Below are 22966 nucleotides of genomic sequence, written 5' to 3' on the forward strand. Positions count from 1 at the left end.
CCGCGGTGAGCGGCATCGGAGTGGCGGTCCTTCCCGATTTCATCGCCCGGCCGAAGATCGCTTCCGGCGAGCTCGTGACGTTCTTCGACGATTTCCTGCCCAAGGATCGCGGCATCTACGCCATCTATCCGCATCGTCGTTACCTCCCGACCAAGGTTCGCACCTTCGTCGACTTCCTCCACAGCTGGTTCCGCAGCACGCGCTGATGCGACTGCGATCCTTCCTCACGCGTTGGAACGACGCGCTGCAAGTCCCAATTCCGTCTCATTTACGGTACATTCGGGGACGATTCGCGCGGCCCCGGCCGAAAGGATTCCCATTCCCATGAAAATACAAAGCCTCGTCATGGCCGGCCTTGCGACGCTCCTCGCGCCCACGCTCGCCTTCGCCCACCCGCATATATTCGCGGAAGCCCGCCTCGAGATCGTCTCGGACGACACGGGCGGGATCGGCGAGTTGAGGAATGTCTGGCGGTTCGACGAGCTGTTTTCGGCAAGCGTCGTTCTCGACTTCGACAAGAACGCGAACGCCACGCTCGACCCGGATGAACTGAAGGAAGTCGGCCAGACGGTGCTCGAGTCGCTGGCGGAGTACAACTATTACACGTCGATTTCCGACAACGGCAAATCCGTGAAGGTCAGCAGACCCGACAGCATCACCGTCGATTACAAGGATAACCAGCTCCTGATGATGTTTGCGGTCAAGCCTGCCGAGACCATGCCGCTTAAGGGCAAGCTTTCCTTCGGCGTCTACGACCCGACCATGTATACCGCCATGGATTTCCCGACCGACGAGGACCTCTCCGTCGTCGGCGAAAAGATCGAGGCCTGCCAACATCAGGTGGTGCGGCCCGATCCCGACGAAGTGCTGGCGGAGAACAAGGACACGCTGACCGACGCCTTCTGGAACGATCCGACCGGGACCGACAGGTCGAAGCTTTTTGCAACCAGGATCGAGATCACATGCTGAATGCCCGCGACGCCGGCCGCCTGATAGCGGCCGCCTTCCTGTTGACGGTCTTTTCCGCAACCGTCGCCGCCGCACAGTCGCCTCTCGGCATCGGCACGGCCGAGCCCTCCATCCGGACGACAGGCTTTCTTGGCGGTTTCTTTTCCTGGGTGAACATGGAGCAGCAGGGCTTCTACCGAATGCTGACCGACGCGCTCAAGGACATGCGCGAGAACCCGTGGCAGCTCTGGTCCTTGATCGGCCTTTCCTTCACCTATGGTGTCTTCCACGCCGCCGGTCCGGGCCACGGCAAGGCAGTCATCTCCTCCTACATGATCGCCAATGAGACGGAACTGAAGAGGGGCGTGCTGCTTTCCTTCCTCTCCTCGATCCTGCAGGGCGTCGTTGCCATCCTCCTGATCGGCGCCGTCTATCTCGTGCTGCGCGGCTCCTCGATCAGCATGACGAACGCCACCCGTGCACTCGAAATCGCGAGCTATGCGCTGATCGCTGCCTTCGGCGGTTGGCTGGTCTTCCGCAAGCTGCGATCGATGCTGCGTCCGGCCCCTGCCCCTGCCACGATGCATGCCGATGACGTTCATGGCCACAGCCACGAGCATCATCATCATCATCATCATCATCATCATCACGATCACCACCACGCGCATGGGCCTGTCGAGGTCTGCGCCACCTGCGGCCACGCCCACGCACCCGATCCGGCGCTCCTGAAGGGCGACCGCTTCGCGCTCAGCGAAGCCTGGTCGGCGATTGTCGCAGTCGGCTTGCGGCCTTGCTCCGGCGCACTGATCGTGCTGTCCTTCGCCCTCCTGAACGGGCTCTATCTCGGCGGCGTGCTTTCGGTCTTCGCCATGTCGATTGGTACGGCAATCACCGTTTCGATCCTGGCGACCATGGCCGTCACGGCCAAGGGCATTGCCGTGCGCTATGCCTCCAGCGATTCGGCTGCGGCGCGTATCTCGAACGCCATCGAGATCGCCGGTGCTTTGCTTGTCCTGCTGCTCGGGCTAGTGCTTCTGGGCGCGTCACTGCAGAGCTGAGGCGCGCCGTCAGCGCATGCGGGCGCGTCGATCGCGAGAATTACAGTCCCTTCCGGCGCTGATGGCGGGCGCGCAGCCAGAAGATCAGGAAGAAGCCTATCACGAATAGGCAGCCGACCGCGGCCGCAAGCCATGGGGATATGTCGCCGAGCCTCACCATGATCGACGGCAACGCGAAGAAGCCGATCCCGACCACCAGCAGAATGATGGCTGCCGCGACGGCGGGCGATTTCTCCTTCTCGGGCGTGCTCACCTTCGCTCCTCCCCAGCGCCAAGCGTTGCGCGGATATCCTCGAGGCGCTGCTTCTGGCGCCCATCGCGTTCGAAATTGTCGGGCGAAAGCCAGTGCTCGAAAGCGGCCTTGATGAGCGGCCATTCGCGATCGATCATCGAGAACCAGGCCGTATCGCGATTGGCGCGCTTCGAAACCATGTGCTGACGGAAAATGCCCTCGAAGGTGAAGCCGAGGCGCGTCGCAGTGGTGCGGCTCGCCTGATTTTCGCTGTGGCACTTCCATTCGTAACGCCTATAGCCGAGGTCCTCGAACACGTGCCTCGCCATGAGATAGTGCGCTTCCGTCGAAAGCGGCGACCGCGCCATGGCGGCCCCGTGCGCGACGCCGCCGACCTCGACGACGCCGTTGGCGGGATCGGCGCGCATGTAGTTTGCCATGCCGACGACCTTGCCGCTCGCCTGTTCGCGAAAGACTTCGGTCACCCAGCCCGACTTCTGCTGGACCGCGGAAAGCCAGGCGTCGAAATCCTCTATGCTCGAAAAATCGTCCTGGGAGAAATATCTGAGCAGAGGGTTGATGGCCATGCCGCCGAAGGCATCGTTCCAGAGAGCATTCAGATGCTTCGTCCGGTCATAGGGCTCGACGATAACGTATCGTCCCTCGATGAGCACCGGTTTCGGCGCCGGGCATCCCTTCCAGTCGGCAAGGTCACGCATCAACTGCTCCCGCGTTTGCATTCGTGTTTGGCAATAGGACAGACGCGGGGCGGTGACAAATTCAAACTCGTGATGCGACCCATGAGCGGAACGGATCGGCGCCCGCCTTGAATCCGTTCAAGCCGGAATCTTTGCCGCAGAAACCGTCGCCTCTATGTGGTCGACGAGCGCATCGGCCAGGCCGAGCCGTCCGGCAAGCAGGTCGAGATAGCCGCGCTCGGCCCGGCCGTCCGGCTCGATCGCGAGACGGGATGCCGTATAGATCTCCACCCGCTCCTCCTCCGTCTTCCCGGCGGAGATGATGGCGTCGAGATCGATCGGATTGACGAGTTCCGCCTCCAGGAAGGCCGCCGCATCCGCTGAAAGTCCCGAAACGGACAGCTTGTCCATGATGCGGCCGCGCTCGGCGCCGTCGATATGGCCATCCGCGCGCGCAGCGGCGATCATGGCGCGCACCAGCACGAGCGCGAAGTCGTCGCTCAGCGCTTCCGGCGCGGCGAAGCCGGAGTCGGCGGGAGGCGCGGGCAACTGGGCCGGTGCGCGTGGTGCGGGCTCGGCCACCGGCTCCTTGCCGGACTGGTAGTTCTTGTAGGCCTGGTAGCCAAGGCCGGCGATGGCGGCGAGTCCGCCGAGGACGGCGGCATTTCCGGCCAGCTTGCGTCCGGATTTCGTGCCGAGCAGAACCGCGGCGATCGCGCCGGTGGCAAGCGGATTGTCCTTCGCGACTTTGGTCACCTGATCCGCCCGGCCGCGGACAGACCCTCCGGCGCCGGGCACCTGCGATCCCAGGAACTGATCCAGCAATTTCTTCGCGTCGAACATCAGGCTTGCTCCTTTTCGGTCCATGCGCGGTGGCGAGCATGAACGCCCCACCCCGCTCCGTCGTTGGCCGATTGAGACATAGGAACGTTGCCGCGGAAATACAAACCGGCGTGAAGAATGAAATGGCCGGACGACTGCCGGCCCTCCTCCATCACGTGCCGTCTGGGATCAGCCCTTGAGCGCGAAGGCCTCGGCCGCAAGCTTGGTGATGCCGGCCCAGTCGCCCCTGGCGACCAGGTCCTTCGGCGCCACCCAGGAGCCGCCGACGCAAACGACGTTGGGAAGCGACAGGTAGTCGCGCGCATTGGCAAGCGAAATGCCGCCGGTCGGGCAGAACAGGGTGCCCGCGAGCGGCGATGAGAGCGACTTCAGATAGGCGGCGCCTCCGGCCTGCTCGGCCGGGAAGAACTTCATCACCCCGTAGCCTTCTTCGCGCAGCCCCATGACCTCGCTCGCCGTCGCCGCACCCGGAAGCAGCGGCACCTCGTGATCGTTGGCGACGTCGATCAGTTCCTGCGTCGTGCCGGGGCTGACGATGAACTGCGATCCGGCCGCGACGGCCTCTTCGAACTGGGCGGCATTGAGGATGGTGCCGGCACCGGCAACGGCGCCCTCCACCTCATCCGCGACCGCACGGATCGCTTCCAGTGCGGCCGGCGTGCGCAAGGTGATCTCGATCGCCTTGAGGCCGCCGGCGACCAGCGCCCGCGCGAGCGGTACCGCCGACGCCGCATCGTCGATCACCAAGACGGGAACCACCGGCTGCAGCTTGAGGATTGAGAGAAGCTTGTCCGTTTTCGCGCTCATGCCGATCGTCCTTTTAAAACGATTGAATAATGCCCCTCGCATAGCGTGCCAGTCTGCGGTTGTCGAGCCCGGCAGATCGGGGCGCGGAAAACTATTCGCGCTGTACCGCCCGCTTCCGCGCTAACTTGTCAGGACCGGTCACGTTCACGATTTCAGGTCGATCCGATCTAAAATCATCGTGATCGAAGGGACAAGACTTGAGCGACATCGATTAAACGGTAGTCTGTGCCGGCCGACATCTCGAAATGGCAGGAGATCCATGGCAAAGGAGATTGAGCGCAAGTTTCTTGTCGCCACCGACGGCTGGCGGCAACACGCGGACAAGGGCATCAGGCTACGTCAGGCCTACATCGTCACCATGGAAGACCGCTCCGTACGCGTGCGCATTCACGGCAACAAGCGGGCACGCCTGACCATCAAGATCGGCAAATCGGCCCTCGTCCGCAACGAGTACGAATACGATCTCCCCATGCACGACGCGCGGGAATTATTGACCCAGGCAATCGGCATCGTCATCGAGAAACGGCGTTTCCGGATACCGCACAAGGGTTTCACCTGGGAGGTCGACGTCTATGAGGGCGCGCTCGAAGGGCTCACCGTCGCCGAAGTCGAAATGAAGCGGGAAACGGACCTGCCCAACCTGCCGGCCTGGCTGGGGCGCGAGATCACCGGCGATCGCCGCTACTCCAATCAGGCGCTTGCCACCGAAGGACTGCTGGAAGCGCAAACATGACCTTTGCCTTCCATCCGAAGCGCCCCTTTACAGAGGACTTCCGCGCCGTCGGAGGGGAACAGATCGAACGCGCGATTGCGATGCTCGAGGTTCAACCCGAAGGCGTGCATGAAGCGATTCACGATGCGCGCAAGAGCTTCAAGCGCCTGCGCTCGCTCTATCGCCTCGTGGTCGCGGATGCGCCACTCTTCCAGAGGCAGGAAAACGCACGCTTCCGCGCCATGGCACGCAATCTCTCGACATTCCGCGACGCTGCAGCGCTTGTCGAGAATGCCGGCTATCTGCGCCAGCACGCGGCGAGCGAGGAGCAGCAGCTGGCCCTCGACAAGGTCTGCTCGATCCTCGCAAGCCGGCGCGACCGGATTGCCGAAGAACGAGGCGATCTCGACCGGAAGATCGAAGAAACCATCGTCAATTGCCGAAAGGCGCACGCTGCACTCGCTCATGTTTCCTTCCATGACGGCAGGCGGAAATCCGCCCGGCGCCTCGCAAAGGGCTGGCGGCAGACATTGCGGCGCGCCGCACGCGCCAGGGCAGCCTGTGCGGCCAGCACCGATACGGCGCTGTTTCACGACTTGCGCAAAAGCGCACAGGATTACCGGATTCAGCTTGCCCTGCTTCGCGAGGCGTGGCCATCGGGGATGCGGGCAAAGAGAACGGAGGCCAGCGACCTGGTCGACGTGCTCGGCCATCTGAATGACATCGCCGAACTGATGTCGCTCGTCGACGAGCGGCCCGACCTTGCCGGCAACAGCAGGGAACATCTTCTTTCGAATGTCGCGGCAAGGCAGGACGCGCTGAGGCGTGAGGCCTTGAAGCGCGCTGATGCGGTCTTTCTCGACCGGCCGCGGAGGGAGAGCCGAACCCTCGAACTGCTCTGGCTCGAAGCCGGGAGGTAGAACGCTTCCCGAAAGCCGGGCTCAGGCGTGATTCGCCGCAATTGCACTTGGCGCCCGAAAGCTGTATTTGCGTGCCGCATGACCGACATGCTCACGACATCGCGCCGCCCGGAGACGCCGGGCCAGTTTCTGGTGGCCGCCCTCTACCATTTCGTATCCTTTCCGCGCTTCGCCGGTTTCCGCGAGCCGCTGCAGGCGATCTGCGACGCCAATGGGGTGAAGGGAACGCTGCTTCTTGCGCATGAGGGCATCAACGGGACGATCGCCGGCACCGAGGAAGGCATTGCGGCGGTCCTGGCCTGTCTGCGCGCGCAGCCGGAATTCGCCGGCCTGGTACACAAGGAGAGCCGGGCCTCGGCCATGCCCTTCCTGCGCATGAAGGTGCGTCTGAAGAAGGAGATCGTCACCATGGGCGTCGAAAACATCGACCCCAAAAAGGTGGTCGGCACCTATGTGGAGCCGAAGGACTGGAATGCGCTGATCTCCGATCCGGAAACGCTGGTCATCGACACGCGCAACGACTATGAAACGGCCATCGGCCTCTTCCAGGGAGCCGTCGACCCCAAGACCAAGACGTTCCGGGAATTTCCCGAATGGGTGCGCAACAATAGCGGCCTGCACAACAAGCCGAAGATCGCCATGTACTGCACCGGCGGTATCCGCTGCGAGAAGGCGACCGCCTTCATGAAAGAGCAGGGCTTCGAGGAGGTCTATCACCTCAAGGGAGGCATCCTCAAATATCTCGAGGAAATACCGCCGGAAGAGAGCCTCTGGGAAGGCGCCTGCTTCGTCTTCGACGAGCGCGTGTCCGTAACGCACGGGCTGCAGGAGGGCGAGCACACGCTCTGCCATGCCTGCCGCCAGCCGCTGACGCCCGAGGACCTCCAGTCGCATCTTCACGAGGAAGGCGTCTCCTGCGTTCACTGCCACGACACCCGCACCGAAGAGGATCGCGAGCGTTACCGCCAGAGGCAGAGGCAGATCATGCTTGCGAAGAAGCGCGGCGCGCGGCATCTCGGAAGCTAGAGCACTTCCAGGAAAAGTGCGTAACGGTCCGGGAGTGCGTTGGACCAAATGGTCAGAGCATTTCAGTGTTTCCATGAAACGTTGAACTGCTCCAGTCCAATCGACTCACCCGGTCGATGCCCCTCATCCGCCTGCCGGCACCTTCTCCCCGCGGGCGGGAAGAAGGGACCCGTGGCAAGCGCCTCCACTGCCATTAACACCGGCTTTCGCGGGGCATGTACCCGCTTCCCGCCGGTGCGATCTTCACCAGCTCGGGATAAGCGCACCTTTGAAGTGCTCTACGATGAAAGCCTTGATCTTGTCGTCGTGGTAGGATTCCACGAGCGTCTTCACCCAGGGCGCATCCTTGTCTGCGCTACGCACCGCAATGACGTTGGCGTAGGGGGACTTCTCGCTTTCGATGGCGATGGCGTCTTCCTTCGGGTGGAGATCGGCCTCGAGCGCGTAATTGGTGTTGATCACGGCCGCGTCGACATCGGCCAGCGAGCGCGGCAGCTGCGCCGCATCGAGCTCCGCGAACTCGATGTTCTTCGGATTTTCCGTCACGTCGGCCGGGGTGACCTTCAGCCCGGCATCCGGATTGACCTTGATGAGGCCCTTCGATGCGAGAACCAGGAGCGCGCGGCCGCCATTTGTCGGATCGTTCGGGATGGCGATCGTGGCGCCGTCCTCCAGCTCATCGAGGCTCTTCACCTTGTTCGAATAAACGCCCATCGGCGTGGTGATGGTCAGGCCCACGCTGACGATGTCGAAGCCACGATCGGCGATCTGGTTGTCGAGATAGGGCTGGTGCTGGAAGGAATTGGCATTGAGATCTCCGTCGGCGAGCGCCTGGTTCGGAACCACGTAGTCGGAGAATTCGAGGATTTCGATGTCGAGGCCCTTGGGGGCGGCGACTTCCTTCACCTTCTCCATGATCTCGGCATGCTCGCCCGGGGTCACGCCGACCTTGATGGTCTCTGCAAGCGCCGAGCCGGTAGCCAGGGCGGCGAAGGCCGCCGCGAGAATGAGGTTTTTCATGGATGTCTCCTTGTTGCTGGTGGTGTGTTAGAAAGATCAGGTCTTGCGGCTGCGCTTGTCGAAGCGCCGCGCCATCCGGTCGCCGGCGCTCTGGACGAGCTGTACGAGTACGATAAGCACGACCACCACGACGAGCATCACGTCCGGCATGAAGCGCTGATAGCCGTAGCGGATGCCCAGATCGCCCAGACCGCCGCCGCCGACCGCGCCGACCATCGCCGAATAGCCGATAAGGCTGACGATCGTCATGGTGAGCGCCAGCGTCAGCGCCGGCCGCGATTCGGCGAGCAGGACCTTGAAGACGATCTGCATCGGGGTGGCGCCCATGGCGCGCGCCGCCTCGATCAGCCCCTTGTCGACGTCGCGGATCGCCGCCTCGACAAGGCGGGCCACGAAGGGAATGGTCGCAATCGTCAAGGGCACGATCGCCGCTTTGGTGCCGATGGAGGTACCGGTGATGAGGCGCGTCAACGGAATGATCGCCACGACGAGGATGATGAAGGGCGTCGACCGCGTCGCGTTCACCACAAGTCCCACCGCGCGGTTGAGATTGGGTGCGGGAAACAGCTCGCCCTTGCCGCTGGTCGCCAGAAAGATGCCGATCGGCAGCCCGATCAGCGAGCCCACGAGGCCGGCGATCGCCACCATGTACATCGTGTCGAGCGTGGCGCTGCCTATGCGAAGCAGAAGATCAGGCGACATAGCCGAGCACCTCCGTGACCAGTCCGTTTTCGGCAAAGAAGCGCTCCGCCTTGCCCGAGGTTTCGGCATCGGCGCCATAGGCGACGACGAGCGAGCCATAGGGCTTGCCGCCGATCTCGTCGATCGTGCCGGCGATGATGTTGACCTCGGCACCGACCGACTGGATGAGTTGCGAAATCAGCGGGCGCTCCGCCGCTTCCCCGAAAAAGGTGAGGCGCACCACGACGCGATCGCCGCTTGCCGCCGCCGGCTTCAGGCCTCTGGCAACGGCTTCCGGAAGTTTCGAACCCGCCAGACCGGAAAGCAGCGCGCGCGTCGTCTCGTGCCTGGAATGCGTGAAGACATCGAAAGTGTGCCCTCGCTCGACGATCTCGCCCTTGTCGATCACTGCCACGTCGGAGGTGATCGCTTTCACGACCTCCATCTCGTGAGTGATGAGCAGAACGGTAAGGCCCAGCTCCGCATTGATCCGTCTGAGCAATTCCAGGATCGACTGCGTCGTTTCCGGGTCCAGCGCCGAGGTCGCCTCGTCCGAAAGCAACAGCTTGGGTTCGGTCGCAAGCGCCCGGGCGATGCCGATGCGCTGCTTCTGGCCGCCCGACAGTTCCGCCGGATAGCGCCCGTGCTTGTCGGCAAGACCGACGAGTTCGAGAAGCGGGCGCACACGCTGCTCGATCGCGCGCCGATCCATGCCGGCGATTTCGAGCGGCAGCGCGACATTGCCGAAGACGGTGCGCGAGGAAAGCAGGTTGAAATGCTGGAAGATCATGCCGACGGAGCGGCGGAGATCGCGCAGGCCCGCCTCGTCCAGCGCACCCACATCGACGCCATCGACGAACACCTTGCCGCTCGAAGGCTTTTCGAGGCCGTTTACCAGCCGGATCAACGTCGATTTGCCGGCGCCGGAACGGCCGATGATACCGGTGATCGAGCCACGAGCGACCGTCAGGCTGACATTGTCGAGCGCAGTGAAGGCCGTATTTCCGCCGGAGGCGGCAAAGCGCTTGGACACGGCATCGAAGACGACCGCATCACCGGCCGATATCTCGGATCGAGGGAGTGTCATTGTCCGGTCGCCCCCGCAGGAGGGATCAAAACGATGGGAGGATACATGATGCTCTCGGATGTTCGAAACTCCGGTCCTAATAAATAGGGCCGGCACGGAAAAAATGTCGCCTCGTCAGACAAACATTCGACAAGACATTCGAAACGTGGAGCAACTCTCTATCATCGGCCAACCGGTCAGTTCAACGCCTCCCCGGCATGACTGCCATGCCGAGGAGCATGTGGATCTTATGGCGCGCGAGCGCGCCCTTTTACAGGTACGTTTTTCCGGAGCCCCAAAGCGCGACGCAAAAGTCTACTCTTTTTGTGCAGAACTGCCGTCCGCCCGCTCCGGCATCATCCCGGCTTGTGGTTGCCCCCCGGAAACCGTTCAGCCAGATCCTTATACCAGCGACCGCTTTTCTTGATCGTGCGGACCTGTGTCTCGTAATCGACGTGAACGATGCCGAAGCGCATCCGGTAGCCCTCCGCCCATTCGAAATTATCCATCAGGCTCCAGGCGAAATAGCCCCGCATCGGATAACCCTTGGCAATGAGATCGGCGGTGACGGCGAGGTGGTCCGAGATGTAATCGAGCCGAGGCTGATCGTCGACGGTACCCTTCTCGACGCCCATATTGTAGCAGGCGCCATTTTCGGTGATGTAGCAATCGGGGAGCCTGTAGCGCGCATTGAGCGTCTCCACCAGGCTGCCCAAAGCCGGCGCATAGACTTCCCAGCCAATATCGGTCTTCACGTCGCTGACAGGTTTGGCATTGACGGTCGCCGGATATTCGGCGCCTTTCGCGGAGTCTGCCGAAACGCGCATCGGCGTATAATAGTTGAGCCCCCACCAATCGAGCGGCTGGGCGATCGTTGCCATGTCGCCGTCCTCGATCGCCGGCATGCGCTTGCCGAGCGCGGAGAGGAAACCCTCCGGATACTCGCCCTTGAAGATCGGATCGAAGAAGACGCCGTTGTGGAAATCGAAGGCGCGCTCTGCAGCGGCCTTGTCCTCGGTGCTGTCGCTGCCGGGATAGACCGAATGGGCATTGATGACGATGCCGACCGGCAGCTCCGGCCGTTCCGAGCGGATCGCCGCAACCCCCAACCCATGGGCGAGATTGGTGAAGTGCAGTGCGGCAAGTGCTGCATCCATGTTGCGCTCGCCCGGTGCATGGACACCGTAGAGATGGCCGAGCCAGACGGAACACCACGGTTCGTTGAAGGTCGCGACCGCATCGAGACGATCGCCGAGACGCGCAATCACGGTCTTGGCGTAACGCTGATAGGCATAGGCGGTCGTGCGCGCCGTCCAACCACCGTCGCCCATCAGCGCCAGCGGCAGGTCCCAGTGATAGAGGGTTGCAAACGCCTTGATGCCACGCGCCTTCAGGCCGTCGACGAGGCGGTCGTAAAAGTCGAGCCCCTTCTCGTTGATCGGCCCCGTGCCCTCCGGTACGATCCGCGGCCAGGCGATCGAGAAGCGGTAGGCCTCGACGCCGAGGCCGCTGATGAGGTCCAGATCCTGCTCCAGCCGGTTGTAATGGTCGCAGGCGACGTCCCCGTTGTGGCGCCCGTAAACGCGCCCCGGCATATTGGAGAAGGCGTCCCAGATGGAGGCTTTGCGCCCGTCCGCCTTGCTGGCTCCCTCGATCTGGAAGGATGCGGTCGCAACGCCGAAGACAAAGTCGCCGGGAAAACGCTCTGCCAGTTTCTTGGCTTCGATCATCGTTTGAGCCTCATCGTCTGCGCAGCCGGACCGAAGGCATGGCTGCGTTCGGGTCAATGGTAAGGCGGGCCATGGAAGTCTCGCCCTCGTCTGTGGATGTGGCCTAAGGCCGCGGCGGCAAATGTCAATGAAAAAGGGCGAGGTATCCCCGCCCTTCTCTGGAACATCTCCATTTTCACCGGTCGCGGAAATGCTCCGGCTTGCATGGTTCAGAACTTGATCCAGGCGCCGTTGCGCTCCGAGGAACGCACGCAGGCATCGACGAAGGTCATGCCCTTCATGCCATCGTCTATCGTCGGATAGATGACGGAAGGATCCGCCTTCCCGCCGTTGCGCTTGGCATAGATCGCCCGTGCCGCTTCCGTATAGATATTGGCGAAGCCTTCAAGATAGCCCTCGGGGTGGCCGGACGGAATGCGCGATACGCGTGCCGCCGCCGGCGAAGCGCCGGCGCCGGCGCGCGTCAACAGACGCTTCGGCTCGCCGAAGGGCGTGTACCAGAGGTAGTTCGGGTCCTTCTGCGTCCATTCGAGACCGCCCTTGGTACCGTAGACGCGCACCATCAGGCCGTTCTCGTGGCCGGGCGCCACCTGGCTGCACCACAGCATCCCCTTGGCGCGCGTTCCGTCCTTTTCCCTGAAGCGCATCAGCACATGCGCATTGTCGTCGAGCTGTCGCCCGCCAACGAAGCTGTCGAGATCGGCGGAGAGCTCCTCGAGTTCGAGGCCGGAAACGAAGCAGCCGAGATTATAGGCATGCGTGCCGATGTCGCCGGTCGAGCCGCCGGCGCCGGAGCGCGCCGGATCGGTGCGCCAGGCGGCCTGCTTCTGACCGGACTGCTCGATATTCTCGGTCAGCCAGTCCTGCGGATATTCCATCTGAACGAGGCGGACGGCGCCGATGTCGCCATTTTCGACCATTTCGCGCGCCTGGCGCACCATCGGATAACCGGTATAGTTGTGCGTCAGCACGAAGAGCGCATCGCTTTCGTCGGCCGCCTTCTTGAGCTTCTTCGCATCGGCGAGCGTCGACGTCAGCGGCTTGTCGCAGATGACATGGATGCCGCGCTTCAGGAATTCCTTGGCAGCAGCATAGTGAACATGGTTCGGGGTGACGATCGCCACCGCCTCGATGCCGTTCTTCAGCTTCGCCTCACGGATCGCCATTTCCTTGAAATCCGAATAGACGCGCGATGGGTCGAGCCCGAGCTCGCGGCCCGAAGCCTCGGCCTTCTCCGGTGTCGACGAGAGCGCGCCGGCGACAAGCTCGTAGTGATCGTCGAGCCGGGCGGCGATCCGGTGCACCGCACCGATAAAGGCGCCCGAGCCCCCGCCCACCATTCCGAGCCGAATGCGCTTCTGACGCGTTTCCGTACTGCTTCCCTCGATAGCCATTCTGTTTCCTCTTCTGAAGTGTTTGGCGTGGAACTGCGCCTCATCCCGCTGCCGCGACCGTTTCCCCGCAGGCGGGGCGAAGAGACTCGTGGCGACGCCTCCTTTTGTCACGGCGGGACCGCAGGGCAAGTCCCCTCTCCCCGCTTGCGGGGAGAGGGTTCGGGTGAGGGGCAGACAGTGAGATCACGAACTAGATTCCCAGCATCCGCCGGTTCGCCGCCTCGTCGGTGCCGCTGTCGGCGAAATCGTCGAACGCCTTTTCGGTGACGCGGATGATATGCGCCTTCACGAACTCGGAGCCTTCGCGCGCGCCGTCTTCCGGATGTTTCAGGCAGCATTCCCACTCGACGACGGCCCAGCCGGCAAAATCATTGGCGGCCATCTTCGAGAAGACGGCCCCGAAATCCACCTGACCGTCGCCGAGCGAGCGGAAGCGGCCGGCGCGGTTCACCCAGCTTTGATAGCCACCATAGACGCCCTGGCGTCCGGTCGGGTTGAACTCCGCATCCTTGACGTGGAACATCCGGATGCGGTCCTTGTAGATGTCGATATTCTCGAGATAGTCGAGGCACTGCAGCACATAGTGAGACGGGTCGTAGAGCATGCAGGCGCGGGCATGGTTGCCGGTGCGCTCCAGGAACATCTCATAGGTGATGCCGTCGTGCAGGTCCTCGCCCGGATGGATCTCGTAGCACACGTCGACGCCGCAATCCTCCGCATGGTCGAGGATCGGCTTCCACCGCCGCGCGAGCTCGTCGAAGGCGGTCTCCACCAGGCCCGCCGGGCGCTGCGGCCACGGATAGACGAAGGGCCAGGCGAGTGCGCCGGAAAAGCTTGCCATCGCATCGAGGCCGAGGTTCTTCGAGGCGGTCAGCGCCAGCTTCACCTGCTCGACCGCCCACTGCTGGCGTGCGCCGGGATTGCCGCGCACTTGCGGAACGGCGAAACCGTCGAAAGCCTCGTCATAGGCGGGATGCGCCGCAACGAGCTGGCCCTGGAGGTGGGTCGAAAGCTCGGTGATCTCGACGCCGTTGTCGCGCGCCTTGCCGGCGACCTCGTCGCAGTAGGTCTTCGATTCGGCAGCCTTCTTCAGGTCGAAGAGCCGGCCGTCCCAGCTCGGGACCTGCACGCCCTTATAGCCGCAATCGGCTGCCCATTTGGTGATCGAATCCCAGGAATTGAAGGGTGCGGCATCGCCGGCGAATTGCGCAAGAAACAGCCCCGGTCCTTTGATCGTCTTCATACAACTTCCTCCCTGATGGAGCGGTGTCCGATGTGCCGGCACTGCGGCCGACCGTTGACTTCCAGTGCTTCCGGCCCGCGAATTCGCAGCAGCTGATACACCTGCAACGTTGCAGGAGCCAGAAGCTAGCAGATTCTTCGCGAGGGGCAATCGGCTTGTGCCCCCCTCGCGAAAAAGGATCCCCGTGCCCGTCAGACGTAGCGGTTGACCACGTTTTCCAGAAGCTCCTGCCTGCCGGATTTCGGCTGCGGGTTGACGTCGGCCTTCCGCACCCAGGCCTCGATCTCCTCGAGCGAGAAGCCGCCGTCGAGCATCTTCTTCGCCTCCGGCACGTTCCAGCCGGCATAGCGCGCTTCGAGCGGTGCGGAGAGCGCCTTGTCCTCGATCATCTTCGCGGCCGCCTTCAGGCCGCGCGCGCAGCAATCCATGCCGCCGATATGGCCGATCAGCAGATCTTCGGGGTCGATCGACTGGCGGCGCAGCTTCGCGTCGAAGTTCGTGCCGCCGGTCTTGAAGCCACCGCCCGCAAGCACGTGGTAATAGGCGAGCGCCATTTCCGGCACGTTGTTCGGGAACTGGTCGGTGTCCCAGCCGGACTGGTAGTCGTTGCGGTTCATGTCGATCGAACCGAAGATGCCGAGCGCATTGGCGAGCGCCAGCTCGTGCTCGAAGGAATGTCCGGCAAGGATCGCGTGGCCCTGCTCGATGTTGACCTTCACCTCGTTTTCGAGGTCGTATCTCTTGAGAAAGCCATAGACGGTCGCCACGTCGTAGTCGTACTGGTGCTTGGTCGGCTCCTGCGGCTTCGGCTCGATCAGGATCGTGCCCTTGAAGCCGATCCTGTGCTTGTATTCGACGACCAGATTGAGGAAGCGGCCGAGCTGATCGAGCTCGCGCTTCAGGTCGGTGTTGAGCAGGGTCTCATAGCCCTCGCGTCCGCCCCAGAGCACATAGTTTTCGCCGCCCAGCCGCTGCGTCGCGTCGATGCAGGTCTTCACCGTCGCGGCGGAAAAGGCGAAGACGTCCGGGTCCGGGTTCGTCGCAGCCCCGGCCATGAAGCGGCGGTTGGAAAAGAGGTTCGCCGTGCCCCACAACAGCTTGACGCCGGTCTCTTCCTGCTTCCCGGCGAAATAATCGACGATCTCGTTGAGATTGCTCGTGTTCTCGGCGAAGTTCCGCCCCTCCGGGCGCACGTCCGCGTCGTGGAAGCAGTAGTAGGGTACGCCGAGAAGCTGGAAGAATTCGAAGGCGACATCCGCCTTCAGCTTGGCGGCATCCATCGAATCCTTGAACCAGGGGCGTTCGAAGGTCTGCCCGCCGAAGGGATCGCCGCCCGGCCAGACGAAGGTGTGCCAGTAGGCGACGGCGAAGCGCAGATGATCCTCCATCCGCTTGCCGAGGACGACGTCGTCCGGATTGTAATGGCGGAAGGCGAGCGGATTGGTGCTTTCCGGTCCCTCGTATTTGATCTTGGCGATATCGCCGAAAAATCCCGTGCTCACGACAGTCTCCTCTCATGGATTGTGAATTGGCGGCACCGTTCGCGACGGAGCCGGCTATCGGGTGGAAGGCAGGTGGTGGATGCGCCGAAACTGCTCACAGCGCCGCTTCCTTTATCGCCGGAAAGAGCCGGCGATAGCGCTGGTAAGCATCTTCATAGGCGGGCACGAGCGATGCCTCCGGCGCGATCGTTTCCGCCGTCTCGGGTGCGGTGCAGACCGCGGCCGGGTCAGCTCCGGTGGCGGCGATCAGGCCGAGCCGAGCCGCGCCGAAAGCAGCGCCGAAATCGCCGTCCGCGGGCAGGTCGACCGGCAGGTTCAGTGCGGTCGCGATCGAGCTCAGCCAATAACGCGAGCGCGAACCGCCGCCGATCGCCGTCACCCGCGTGAGCTTCGTGCCGGCCGCGCGCAATGCCTCGAGACTGTCGCGGATCGCGAAGGAAACGCCTTCGAGCACCGCCTGCGTCAGCACCGCCCGGGAGCTCTCGTGCCCGAGGCCGGCGAAGACGCCGCGGATCGCCGCGTCGTTGTGCGGCGTGCGCTCGCCGGAGAGATAGGGAAGAAACGTAACCGAGCCCGGCGCCTTGAGGCTCTCGCCGAGTTCATTAGCGAGTTCCGCAGCACTCCGGCCGGTGATGCCGGAATGCCAGTTCAGCGCGTCCGTCGCCGAGAGGATCACGCCCATCTGGTGCCAGGTGTTGGGCAATGCGTGGCAGAAGGCGTGGACCGCGCTCTCCGGGTTGGGGAGATAGCTTGCATTGGCCGCGAAAAGGACGCCGGACGTGCCGAGCGAGACGAAGGCCTGCCCCTCCCCGACCGTCCCCATACCGCAGGCCGAGGCTGCGTTGTCGCCCGCACCGCCGGCGACCACGACGCCAGGCCCCATGCCCCAACGCGCGGCGAGCTCCGGCCGCAGCGTGCCGGCCACATCCGTGCCCTCGACGAGTTCGGGCATCTGCCTCTCCTCGAGCTGCGTAGCGGCAAGCAGGCTCGCCGACCACTTGCGCTTGCCCGTATCGAGCCATGACGTGCCGGCCGAATCGGACATTTCCGACATATGCTCGCCGGTCAGCCAGAGGCGCAGGTAATCCTTCGGGAGCAGCACCCAGCGAACCCTGGCGAACAGCTCCGGCTCGTTTTCACGCACCCAGGCGAGCTTCGGTGCGGTGAAGCCCGGAAAGACGATGTTGCCGGTCAGCGCCCGAAACTGCGGATCGCCGTCGAGCGCTGCCGCCTCGCGGAAGCTGCGGGTGTCGTTCCACAATATGCACGGCCGCAGGACCGCATCGCCTTCGTCGAGCAATGTCGCACCGTGCATCTGGCCGGAAAGGCCGATGCCGCGGACGGCGGCAATCGCTTGCGGATGCGATTCCCTCAATCGGGCGATCGCCTCCTCCGCGGCACGGATCCAGTCAGCCGGATCCTGTTCCGACCAGCCGGGATGCGGCCGGTCGACGTCGAGCGCGCCGCTGGCGGAGCCGATGATCCGCTGCTCGCCGTCCATCAGCATGGCCTTGACGCCGGACGTGCCGAGATCCAGTCCGAGATACATGGTGCCCTCCTATTCCTGCTCGAGCGGCAGGTTGTCCTTCAGGAAAATATCGATGCGGATGCGCTCCTGCGCCGCGATGACCGGCAGCCCGTCCGCCTTTGCTTTCAGCACCCGGATGGCGCTCCTGACCTCGTGGCCCGCATTCTGGTTGAGCAGCGCGTCGATCGTGCCGGAAAGAAGCCCGGCGCGGCTGTGCGGCGTCAACTCATGCGCGATCGTGCAAACGGCCCTTCCTTTGCCCGCCTTTTCGAGCGCCGCGACAAGGCCGCGATTGCCGGCGCCGCAGCTGTAGATGCCGGCAAGATCGGGATGCTGCCCGAGAAGGGTGCCGACGAGCGTCTCGACCAGCGACGGATTGTCCTGCCCCTCGATCACCGGCAGGACCTGGCGCGAGGGGAAATCCTCGCTCATGACAGTCTGGAAACCCTCCAGCCGATCGCGGTGGTCGCGTACCAGCATGGAGCCGGCGAGCACCGCGACGGGTCCTTCGCCGCCGCCGAGAAACCGGCCCATCAGGCTGCCGGCGGTGCGGCCCGCGGCGACATTGTCGACGCCGGCGAAATGGTCGCGCCCCGACCCCGGCAGATCGGAAACCAGCGTAACGACGGCAATGCCGTCTTCGCGGAGCTGCTTTACCGCCCGCGTCACGTCCGGCGCGTCGACGGCAACCACCGCGACACCCGCCGGCCGGCGCTTACGTGCCTCGAGCAACGCGGCGGCGAGCGCCGCTGCGTCGAAGGCCGGAACGGAAAGGATGGTTATATCCAGCCGTTCTGTCGCGGAACGCGACATTGCCGACCGAACCTCCGCCTCGATACCGCGCATGAAGGAGTTTTCGCCGGCGGGCAGGATGAAGACCAGAGGATAGCTGCGGCTCTTCGCAAGATTGGCAGCGGCGACGTCGCGAACATAGCCGAGCGTGGCGATCGCCTGTTCCACCCGCTCGCGCGTGACGCTTCTCACGCCCGGACGATTGTTCAACACCCGGTCGACGGTGGCGAGGCTGACGCCCGCCTCGGCGGCGATATCGTGAACTGTCGGTCGCATCTCTTCCTCCCGGCAAACCCATTAGAGGAATTTTTGATGTACGTAAATCAGAAAACTCCGGGCGAGCGCTCGAATGGACGAGTTCCGGAATGTCGCTTCAGTCGAAACGCTTGCTGAAGGCCTGCGTGAACACGACGTGGCCATGCTCGCCCTCGGCCTCGCCGAAGGCTACATCCATGAAGCTGCCGGTCACGCGCACGACCGTGAAACCGCCGAGAAAGGCCGCCTTGGGCTTGAAGACGTCGATCCCGCCGACCCTGTAGACCATGACGCGGTCATGCTCGTGCCCATGGAAGAGGCCGACGATGTTGTAGCCCTGCACGTGGTCGAGCAACGCCTGGCGCTCGTCGGCGCTCCACCAATGCGGCTCGCCCTCCCCCTTGTCGTCGAAGGTCTTTGCCGCCGGATCCCAGGCCTCGGTCGAAAACGCGTCCCAGCCATAATGCTGGAAGAGGACGACCGGCCGGCCATCGGCGGCATGGGAGGAGAGATCGCTCTTAAGCCACGGCAATCCGCTCACCGCGCCCTTGCTCTCGTCGCCTCCGAAACGCTGCAGGTGTACGAGATGAAGACCGCCCCAGTCCCAGGAATAGCTGTCCGATAGCGGATCGTAATTCGCGACCGGCACCGGCGGCTTGTAGAAAACGGTCTGGCGATGGGTAAGCTCGACATAGTCTCGCAGCTCCCGGCGATACCAGTCGGCATTCGGCGGCGGCCCGTCCTGGTCGAGGTCATGGTTTCCAAGGCCGACATAAACGGGAATGTGGATATGGTGCGGGCCCGGCGCCTGCTCGTACCGGCTTTGGAACTGCTGTAATTGCCGCCCCTCGCGGGGCTGGCGAACCTGGCCGCCGCCGTCGTCGGTGATGTCGCCGCCGAGCACCAGACCGAGCGGACGCGAAATCCTCGTGCCCGCACTGGCAAGGCCGCTCGGCATCCCTCCAACGGCATGCGGCCAGTGCTGTGCCGCCAATGCGTTCAGCGCGGCGACGTGGCGCAAGAGGCTGGCGTCGGTCTTGCCCTCCGCTTCGCAGTTCGGCGCCAAGCCGTCCGTCGAAACGAGGCAGGCATGGATGTCCGCGGCAAAGAGGAAGGTCACGTCGACCGGAGGGCCGGCCGCCCCCGCAGATCTGCCGCCGACGGTCATCGAGAGACCGAATCCGACTGCACCGGCGAGGAACATCCGCCGCGAAGGCCGTAGGCAAGGATGATCGTTCATGCGCCGCCCGCGCGTTGCTACGCGCGCCCTTCGACAGCTTCGACGAGACGGAATATTGCAGCGATCTCGAAACCGCGTAAAGCGCTGGAGCGGAATAAGGGCAGCCACCCCGCGGCATCGGCGTCCTGTTGATCACGTTGATCTTAGGTCGAGTCGACCTAAGATCAACGTGATCGATTCCAATCGGTAGAGCGGGACGCGGGCGGAAAACCGCGCACACTTTTCCTCATTCCCGCTCTAATGCCCGCCGCCGCCTGGGCCGGCGCCTTGTGGCTTGGCGATCATCAGGACGCCGGCGATCATCGACAGGAACAGGACGGTGAGCAATACGAACACGTCGATGAAGGACATGATCGCCGCCTGCTGCTGGACCATCGCCGCCAGCTGCTTGACCGCAGCCGTGGTTCCGTCGAGGCCGTGCGCAGTGAAGGTCGTGGCGATGTTGCGCATCCGCTCGACAGCCTCCGGGTTGCCCCATTCCACGTGCTCGGCGAGCCGGGCGTAGTGGAAATCCTGGCGTTGCGTGAGGATCGTGTTGATGACCGCCAGCCCGACTGCGCCACCGAGGTTACGCGTCAGGTTGTAGAGTCCCGACGCATTGCGGATGCGCGCCGGCGGCAGGGTGCCGAGTGCGATATTGTTGATCGGCACCATGCAGAGCATCAGCGAGCAGCCGCGCAGGATCTGCGGAACGAGCAGCTCCCAGAAATCCCAGTCGGCGGTCATCTGGCTCATCAGCCAGGTGCCCGCGGCAAAGCCGGCAAAGCCGATGGTCATCATCGCTCGCGGATCCATTCGCCCGGCGAGGAAACCCGCAACGGGCGCGGTCAGGAACATGGCGAGACCCGAGACGAACATGGTTTCGCCGATCATCAGGGAGTCGTAGCCGCGGATACGTCCGAGATAGAGCGGATAGAGATAGGTGAGCCCGTAAAGGCCGATCCCCATGACGAAGGAGAAGAGCGAGCCGAAGGTAAAGTTGCGGTTGGCGAAGGCCTTGAGATCGACGACCGGGAAATCGACTTTGAACGCCCGATAGAAGAAGACGGCGGCGGCGACGGTGGCGGCGACGGCACCCATGACGATGTGCTCGTCGTTGAACCAGTCATTGGCATTGCCTTCCTCCAGCACGTATTCGAGCGAGCCGAGAAAAATCGCCATGGAGAGAAGTCCCCACCAGTCGAACTTCTTGATCAATCCGAGTTCCGGCTTGTCGAAATCGATGAAGATCCAGGTGACCGTCGCGACGATGATGCCGGGAATGACGTTGACGAGGAACAGCCAGTGCCAGGAAAAGGCATGGCTCAGATAACCGCCGACCGTGGGGCCGATGGTCGGCGCAAGCGTCGCGATGAGCCCGATGATGGGCGAGACGACGTTGCGCTTCGACGGCGGGAAGATGGTGAAGGCTGCGGCAAAGACCGACGGGATCATGCCGCCGCCGATAAATCCCTGGATCGCCCGGTAAACGATCATCTGTTCGATGTTGGTGGCCGTGGCGGCAAGAGCGCTGGCGGCCGTGAAGCCGGCCGCGGCCACGGAGAAGAGCACCCGCGTCGAGACGATGCGGGCAAGCGTGCCCGAGAGCGGGATCATGATGACTTCCGCGATCAGATAGGCGGTCTGCACCCACCCGATCTCGTCAGATCCGGCCGACAGGCCCGCCTGGATCTCGGCGAGCGAGGCGGAGACGATCTGGATGTCGAGGATCGCCATGAACATTCCGACGACCATCGCGAAAAAGGCGATGAGCCGCCGCGGGTCCATATGCTCCTCGGCCTTGGGTAGGCTCGGCGCAGCCGCGCCCGCTGTTGCTGTTGCGGCCATTTCCGCCTCTCCTCGGGCCTTGAGCCCTTTACTTCGCGGCCGCGACCTTCGACTGTTCCGGTGCGGTGCGGGTATCGACGTCGACCACGACGCTCAGCCCCGCGCGCAGGTGCCCTTCTGCCAGCACGTCGGCCGGCAGCGTGATGCGCACCGGAACGCGCTGGATGACCTTGGTGAAGTTGCCGGTCGCGTTTTCCGCCGGCAGCAGCGAAAAGACGGAGCCGGACGCCGGCGAGATCGATGCGACCGTGCCTTCGATCGGATGATCCTCATAGGCGTCGACATGGATCTGGACCTTGGAACCCGGCACCAGATGCGCGATCTGCGTTTCCTTGAAGTTGGCGTCTATATAGAGCTCATCCGTCGGAACGAGCGCGGCCAGCCGCTGGCCGGCCGAGACGAGATCGCCGACCTGAACCGCCACATTGCCTATCACGCCGTCATAGGGCGCCTTCAGCACCGTGAAGGCCAGGTCCCTGTTTGCCTTGTCGCGGGTAAGCTCCAGCGACCGGATCGTGCTTTCCGCTTCCATCCGCTGGGCCTCGAGCACGGTGATGTTGGACTTGGCCGCAGCAATGTTCGCCTCCGCGCCGGCGAGATTCGCGCGAGCCTGATCGAGTGCGACCTGTGCGCTGTCGAGGGAAGCGTCGGTGCCGAAGGACTTCGACTGCAGCTCGCTGGCGCGCTTCTGGGCCAGTTCCGCGCCACGTACCGTCGCCTCGAGCGCCTTCTTCTGCGCTTCGGTTTGAGTAAGGCTCGCCTTGGCGCCGGCGATCTGCGCATCGAAGCGGTCGAGCGCAAGCTTCTGCGTGGCGATCTGCGCCTCGGCCTGTTCGGCCGCGATACGATAATCGCCGTCGTCGAGCGTCACGAGGGGATCTCCAGCCTTTACATGCTGGTTGGCGACGACGTCGACCTTGGCGACATAGCCGGACACCTTGGGCGAAATCGTCGCGATGTCCCCTTCTATGTAAGCGTCGTCGGTCGAGACCAGGAAACGGCCGTTGGTCCACCAGTCATAGCCGTACCAGCCGGCGGCACCGAGGAGCACGAGACCCAGCACCGGAAGAATTTTGCGGCGCTTCTTGGGGGGCGCAGCGCTCTCGGTCCCGGTTTGCTCTGCGGCTGCAGCGTCGGTTCCGGGCCCCTTGGCCTCGGCCTTCTGGGTATCCATTTCGAAATCGTCGCCTACGGGACGAACACGGGCAGCACTGGAAGAGCTGGAAGCGGACATGGGCCACCGATCTGTTTTGGAATTGAACTGAACCGTTCGGTTCGATGACGCTTGACATAATGCCTTTCGCACCGCATATCAAGAGCAAATCGAACCAGTCGGTTCGATTTGTAAGGTGAAGATAAAGTGTGCGCGTTCTCTCCGCGCCCGCTATTCTCATTGGAATCGGATCTGGACGCGTTCCCGTGACGCAAGCTAGATCAAAAGGAG

The 22966-nt window shown here is 63.4% G+C and carries 22 protein-coding genes; 6 read left to right on the forward strand and 16 right to left on the reverse strand.

Going from position 1 to position 22966, the window contains the following annotated elements:
• From ACTJKL_RS05155 to ACTJKL_RS05165, 3 genes are all read left to right on the forward strand, one after another.
• Positions 1 to 206: LysR substrate-binding domain-containing protein (locus tag ACTJKL_RS05155; RefSeq protein ID WP_440852348.1), on the forward strand; the 206-nt coding region annotated here is incomplete at its 5' end.
• 118 nt (positions 207 to 324) lie between these two features.
• Complete coding sequence (locus ACTJKL_RS05160; protein WP_440852349.1) at positions 325 to 969, forward strand: DUF1007 family protein; 645 nt, start codon at positions 325 to 327, stop codon at positions 967 to 969.
• Positions 963 to 2006 (forward strand): nickel/cobalt transporter, encoded by a 1044-nt coding sequence (locus ACTJKL_RS05165; RefSeq protein WP_440852350.1) that lies wholly within the window; start codon positions 963 to 965, stop codon positions 2004 to 2006. Before ACTJKL_RS05160 ends, ACTJKL_RS05165 begins: the two co-directional genes overlap by 7 nt.
• A 40-nt stretch (positions 2007 to 2046) precedes the next feature.
• On the opposite strand, the gene ACTJKL_RS05170 is transcribed toward ACTJKL_RS05165, so the two are convergent.
• From ACTJKL_RS05170 to ACTJKL_RS05185, 4 genes are all read right to left on the reverse strand, one after another.
• Positions 2047 to 2259 carry a hypothetical protein gene (locus tag ACTJKL_RS05170; RefSeq protein ID WP_018096705.1) on the reverse strand — a complete coding sequence of 71 codons (213 nt, stop codon included), beginning with the start codon at positions 2257 to 2259 and terminating at the stop codon, positions 2047 to 2049.
• A complete protein-coding gene (locus ACTJKL_RS05175) occupies positions 2256 to 2957 on the reverse strand; it encodes a GNAT family N-acetyltransferase (RefSeq protein ID WP_440852351.1) in 702 nt (233 codons plus the stop codon). Before ACTJKL_RS05175 ends, ACTJKL_RS05170 begins: the two co-directional genes overlap by 4 nt.
• 117 nt (positions 2958 to 3074) lie before the next feature.
• Entirely contained in the window at positions 3075 to 3779 is a 705-nt protein-coding gene (locus ACTJKL_RS05180) for a tellurite resistance TerB family protein (protein WP_275597319.1), read from the reverse strand.
• Between the two features lie 168 nt (positions 3780 to 3947).
• Entirely contained in the window at positions 3948 to 4586 is a 639-nt protein-coding gene (locus tag ACTJKL_RS05185) for a 2-dehydro-3-deoxy-phosphogluconate aldolase (RefSeq protein ID WP_100672882.1), read from the reverse strand.
• A gap of 259 nt (positions 4587 to 4845) precedes the next feature.
• On the opposite strand from ACTJKL_RS05185, the gene ACTJKL_RS05190 reads away from it, so the two are divergent.
• From ACTJKL_RS05190 to trhO, 3 genes are all read left to right on the forward strand, one after another.
• Positions 4846 to 5319, forward strand: coding sequence for a CYTH domain-containing protein (locus ACTJKL_RS05190; protein ID WP_100672881.1), 474 nt, complete (start codon positions 4846 to 4848; stop codon positions 5317 to 5319).
• Complete coding sequence (locus tag ACTJKL_RS05195; RefSeq protein WP_379937930.1) at positions 5316 to 6218, forward strand: CHAD domain-containing protein; 903 nt, start codon at positions 5316 to 5318, stop codon at positions 6216 to 6218. Before ACTJKL_RS05190 ends, ACTJKL_RS05195 begins: the two co-directional genes overlap by 4 nt.
• Before the next feature lie 78 nt (positions 6219 to 6296).
• Positions 6297 to 7244: an oxygen-dependent tRNA uridine(34) hydroxylase TrhO gene (gene trhO, locus ACTJKL_RS05200; protein WP_440852352.1), complete on the forward strand. Its 948-nt coding sequence runs from the start codon at positions 6297 to 6299 to the stop codon at positions 7242 to 7244.
• 243 nt (positions 7245 to 7487) lie between these two features.
• Here trhO and ACTJKL_RS05205 read toward each other — a convergent pair whose 3' ends face one another.
• The 12 genes from ACTJKL_RS05205 to ACTJKL_RS05260 all read right to left on the reverse strand — a co-directional run bounded on the left by ACTJKL_RS05205 (position 7488) and on the right by ACTJKL_RS05260 (position 22756).
• Complete coding sequence (locus ACTJKL_RS05205) at positions 7488 to 8264, reverse strand: MetQ/NlpA family ABC transporter substrate-binding protein (protein WP_440852353.1); 777 nt, start codon at positions 8262 to 8264, stop codon at positions 7488 to 7490.
• A 36-nt stretch (positions 8265 to 8300) separates the two neighbouring features.
• On the reverse strand, positions 8301 to 8966 hold the full coding sequence (locus ACTJKL_RS05210; protein ID WP_018096681.1) for a methionine ABC transporter permease: 666 nt from the start codon (positions 8964 to 8966) through the stop codon (positions 8301 to 8303).
• On the reverse strand, positions 8956 to 10032 hold the full coding sequence (locus tag ACTJKL_RS05215; RefSeq protein ID WP_440852354.1) for a methionine ABC transporter ATP-binding protein: 1077 nt from the start codon (positions 10030 to 10032) through the stop codon (positions 8956 to 8958). The genes ACTJKL_RS05210 and ACTJKL_RS05215 overlap by 11 nt, the downstream gene beginning before the upstream one ends.
• 335 nt (positions 10033 to 10367) lie before the next feature.
• Positions 10368 to 11741 (reverse strand): GH1 family beta-glucosidase, encoded by a 1374-nt coding sequence (locus tag ACTJKL_RS05220; protein WP_440852355.1) that lies wholly within the window; start codon positions 11739 to 11741, stop codon positions 10368 to 10370.
• 209 nt (positions 11742 to 11950) lie between these two features.
• Positions 11951 to 13135, reverse strand: a complete 1185-nt coding sequence (locus tag ACTJKL_RS05225) for a Gfo/Idh/MocA family protein (RefSeq protein WP_440852356.1) — start codon at positions 13133 to 13135, stop codon at positions 11951 to 11953.
• Positions 13136 to 13325: 190 nt separating this feature from the next.
• Complete coding sequence (locus ACTJKL_RS05230; RefSeq protein ID WP_275597314.1) at positions 13326 to 14378, reverse strand: sugar phosphate isomerase/epimerase family protein; 1053 nt, start codon at positions 14376 to 14378, stop codon at positions 13326 to 13328.
• A 191-nt stretch (positions 14379 to 14569) separates the two neighbouring features.
• Positions 14570 to 15880 (reverse strand): xylose isomerase, encoded by a 1311-nt coding sequence (gene xylA / locus ACTJKL_RS05235; RefSeq protein WP_440852357.1) that lies wholly within the window; start codon positions 15878 to 15880, stop codon positions 14570 to 14572.
• Between the two features lie 94 nt (positions 15881 to 15974).
• The gene (gene xylB, locus ACTJKL_RS05240; protein WP_440852358.1) at positions 15975 to 17429 is read right to left on the reverse strand and encodes a xylulokinase; all 1455 of its coding nucleotides are present in this window, start codon (positions 17427 to 17429) and stop codon (positions 15975 to 15977) included.
• Between the two features lie 9 nt (positions 17430 to 17438).
• Complete coding sequence (locus ACTJKL_RS05245; protein WP_440852359.1) at positions 17439 to 18476, reverse strand: LacI family DNA-binding transcriptional regulator; 1038 nt, start codon at positions 18474 to 18476, stop codon at positions 17439 to 17441.
• 97 nt (positions 18477 to 18573) lie between these two features.
• On the reverse strand, positions 18574 to 19659 hold the full coding sequence (locus ACTJKL_RS05250) for a metallophosphoesterase (protein WP_440852395.1): 1086 nt from the start codon (positions 19657 to 19659) through the stop codon (positions 18574 to 18576).
• A gap of 273 nt (positions 19660 to 19932) precedes the next feature.
• Positions 19933 to 21522, reverse strand: a complete 1590-nt coding sequence (locus tag ACTJKL_RS05255) for a DHA2 family efflux MFS transporter permease subunit (RefSeq protein ID WP_275597310.1) — start codon at positions 21520 to 21522, stop codon at positions 19933 to 19935.
• Between the two features lie 28 nt (positions 21523 to 21550).
• A complete protein-coding gene (locus tag ACTJKL_RS05260) occupies positions 21551 to 22756 on the reverse strand; it encodes an HlyD family secretion protein (RefSeq protein WP_324762385.1) in 1206 nt (401 codons plus the stop codon).
• Between the last annotated feature and the right edge of the window lie 210 nt (positions 22757 to 22966).

This window comes from Sinorhizobium sp. 22678, from assembly GCF_052044265.1.
Taxonomy (GTDB): domain Bacteria; phylum Pseudomonadota; class Alphaproteobacteria; order Rhizobiales; family Rhizobiaceae; genus Sinorhizobium; species Sinorhizobium meliloti_A.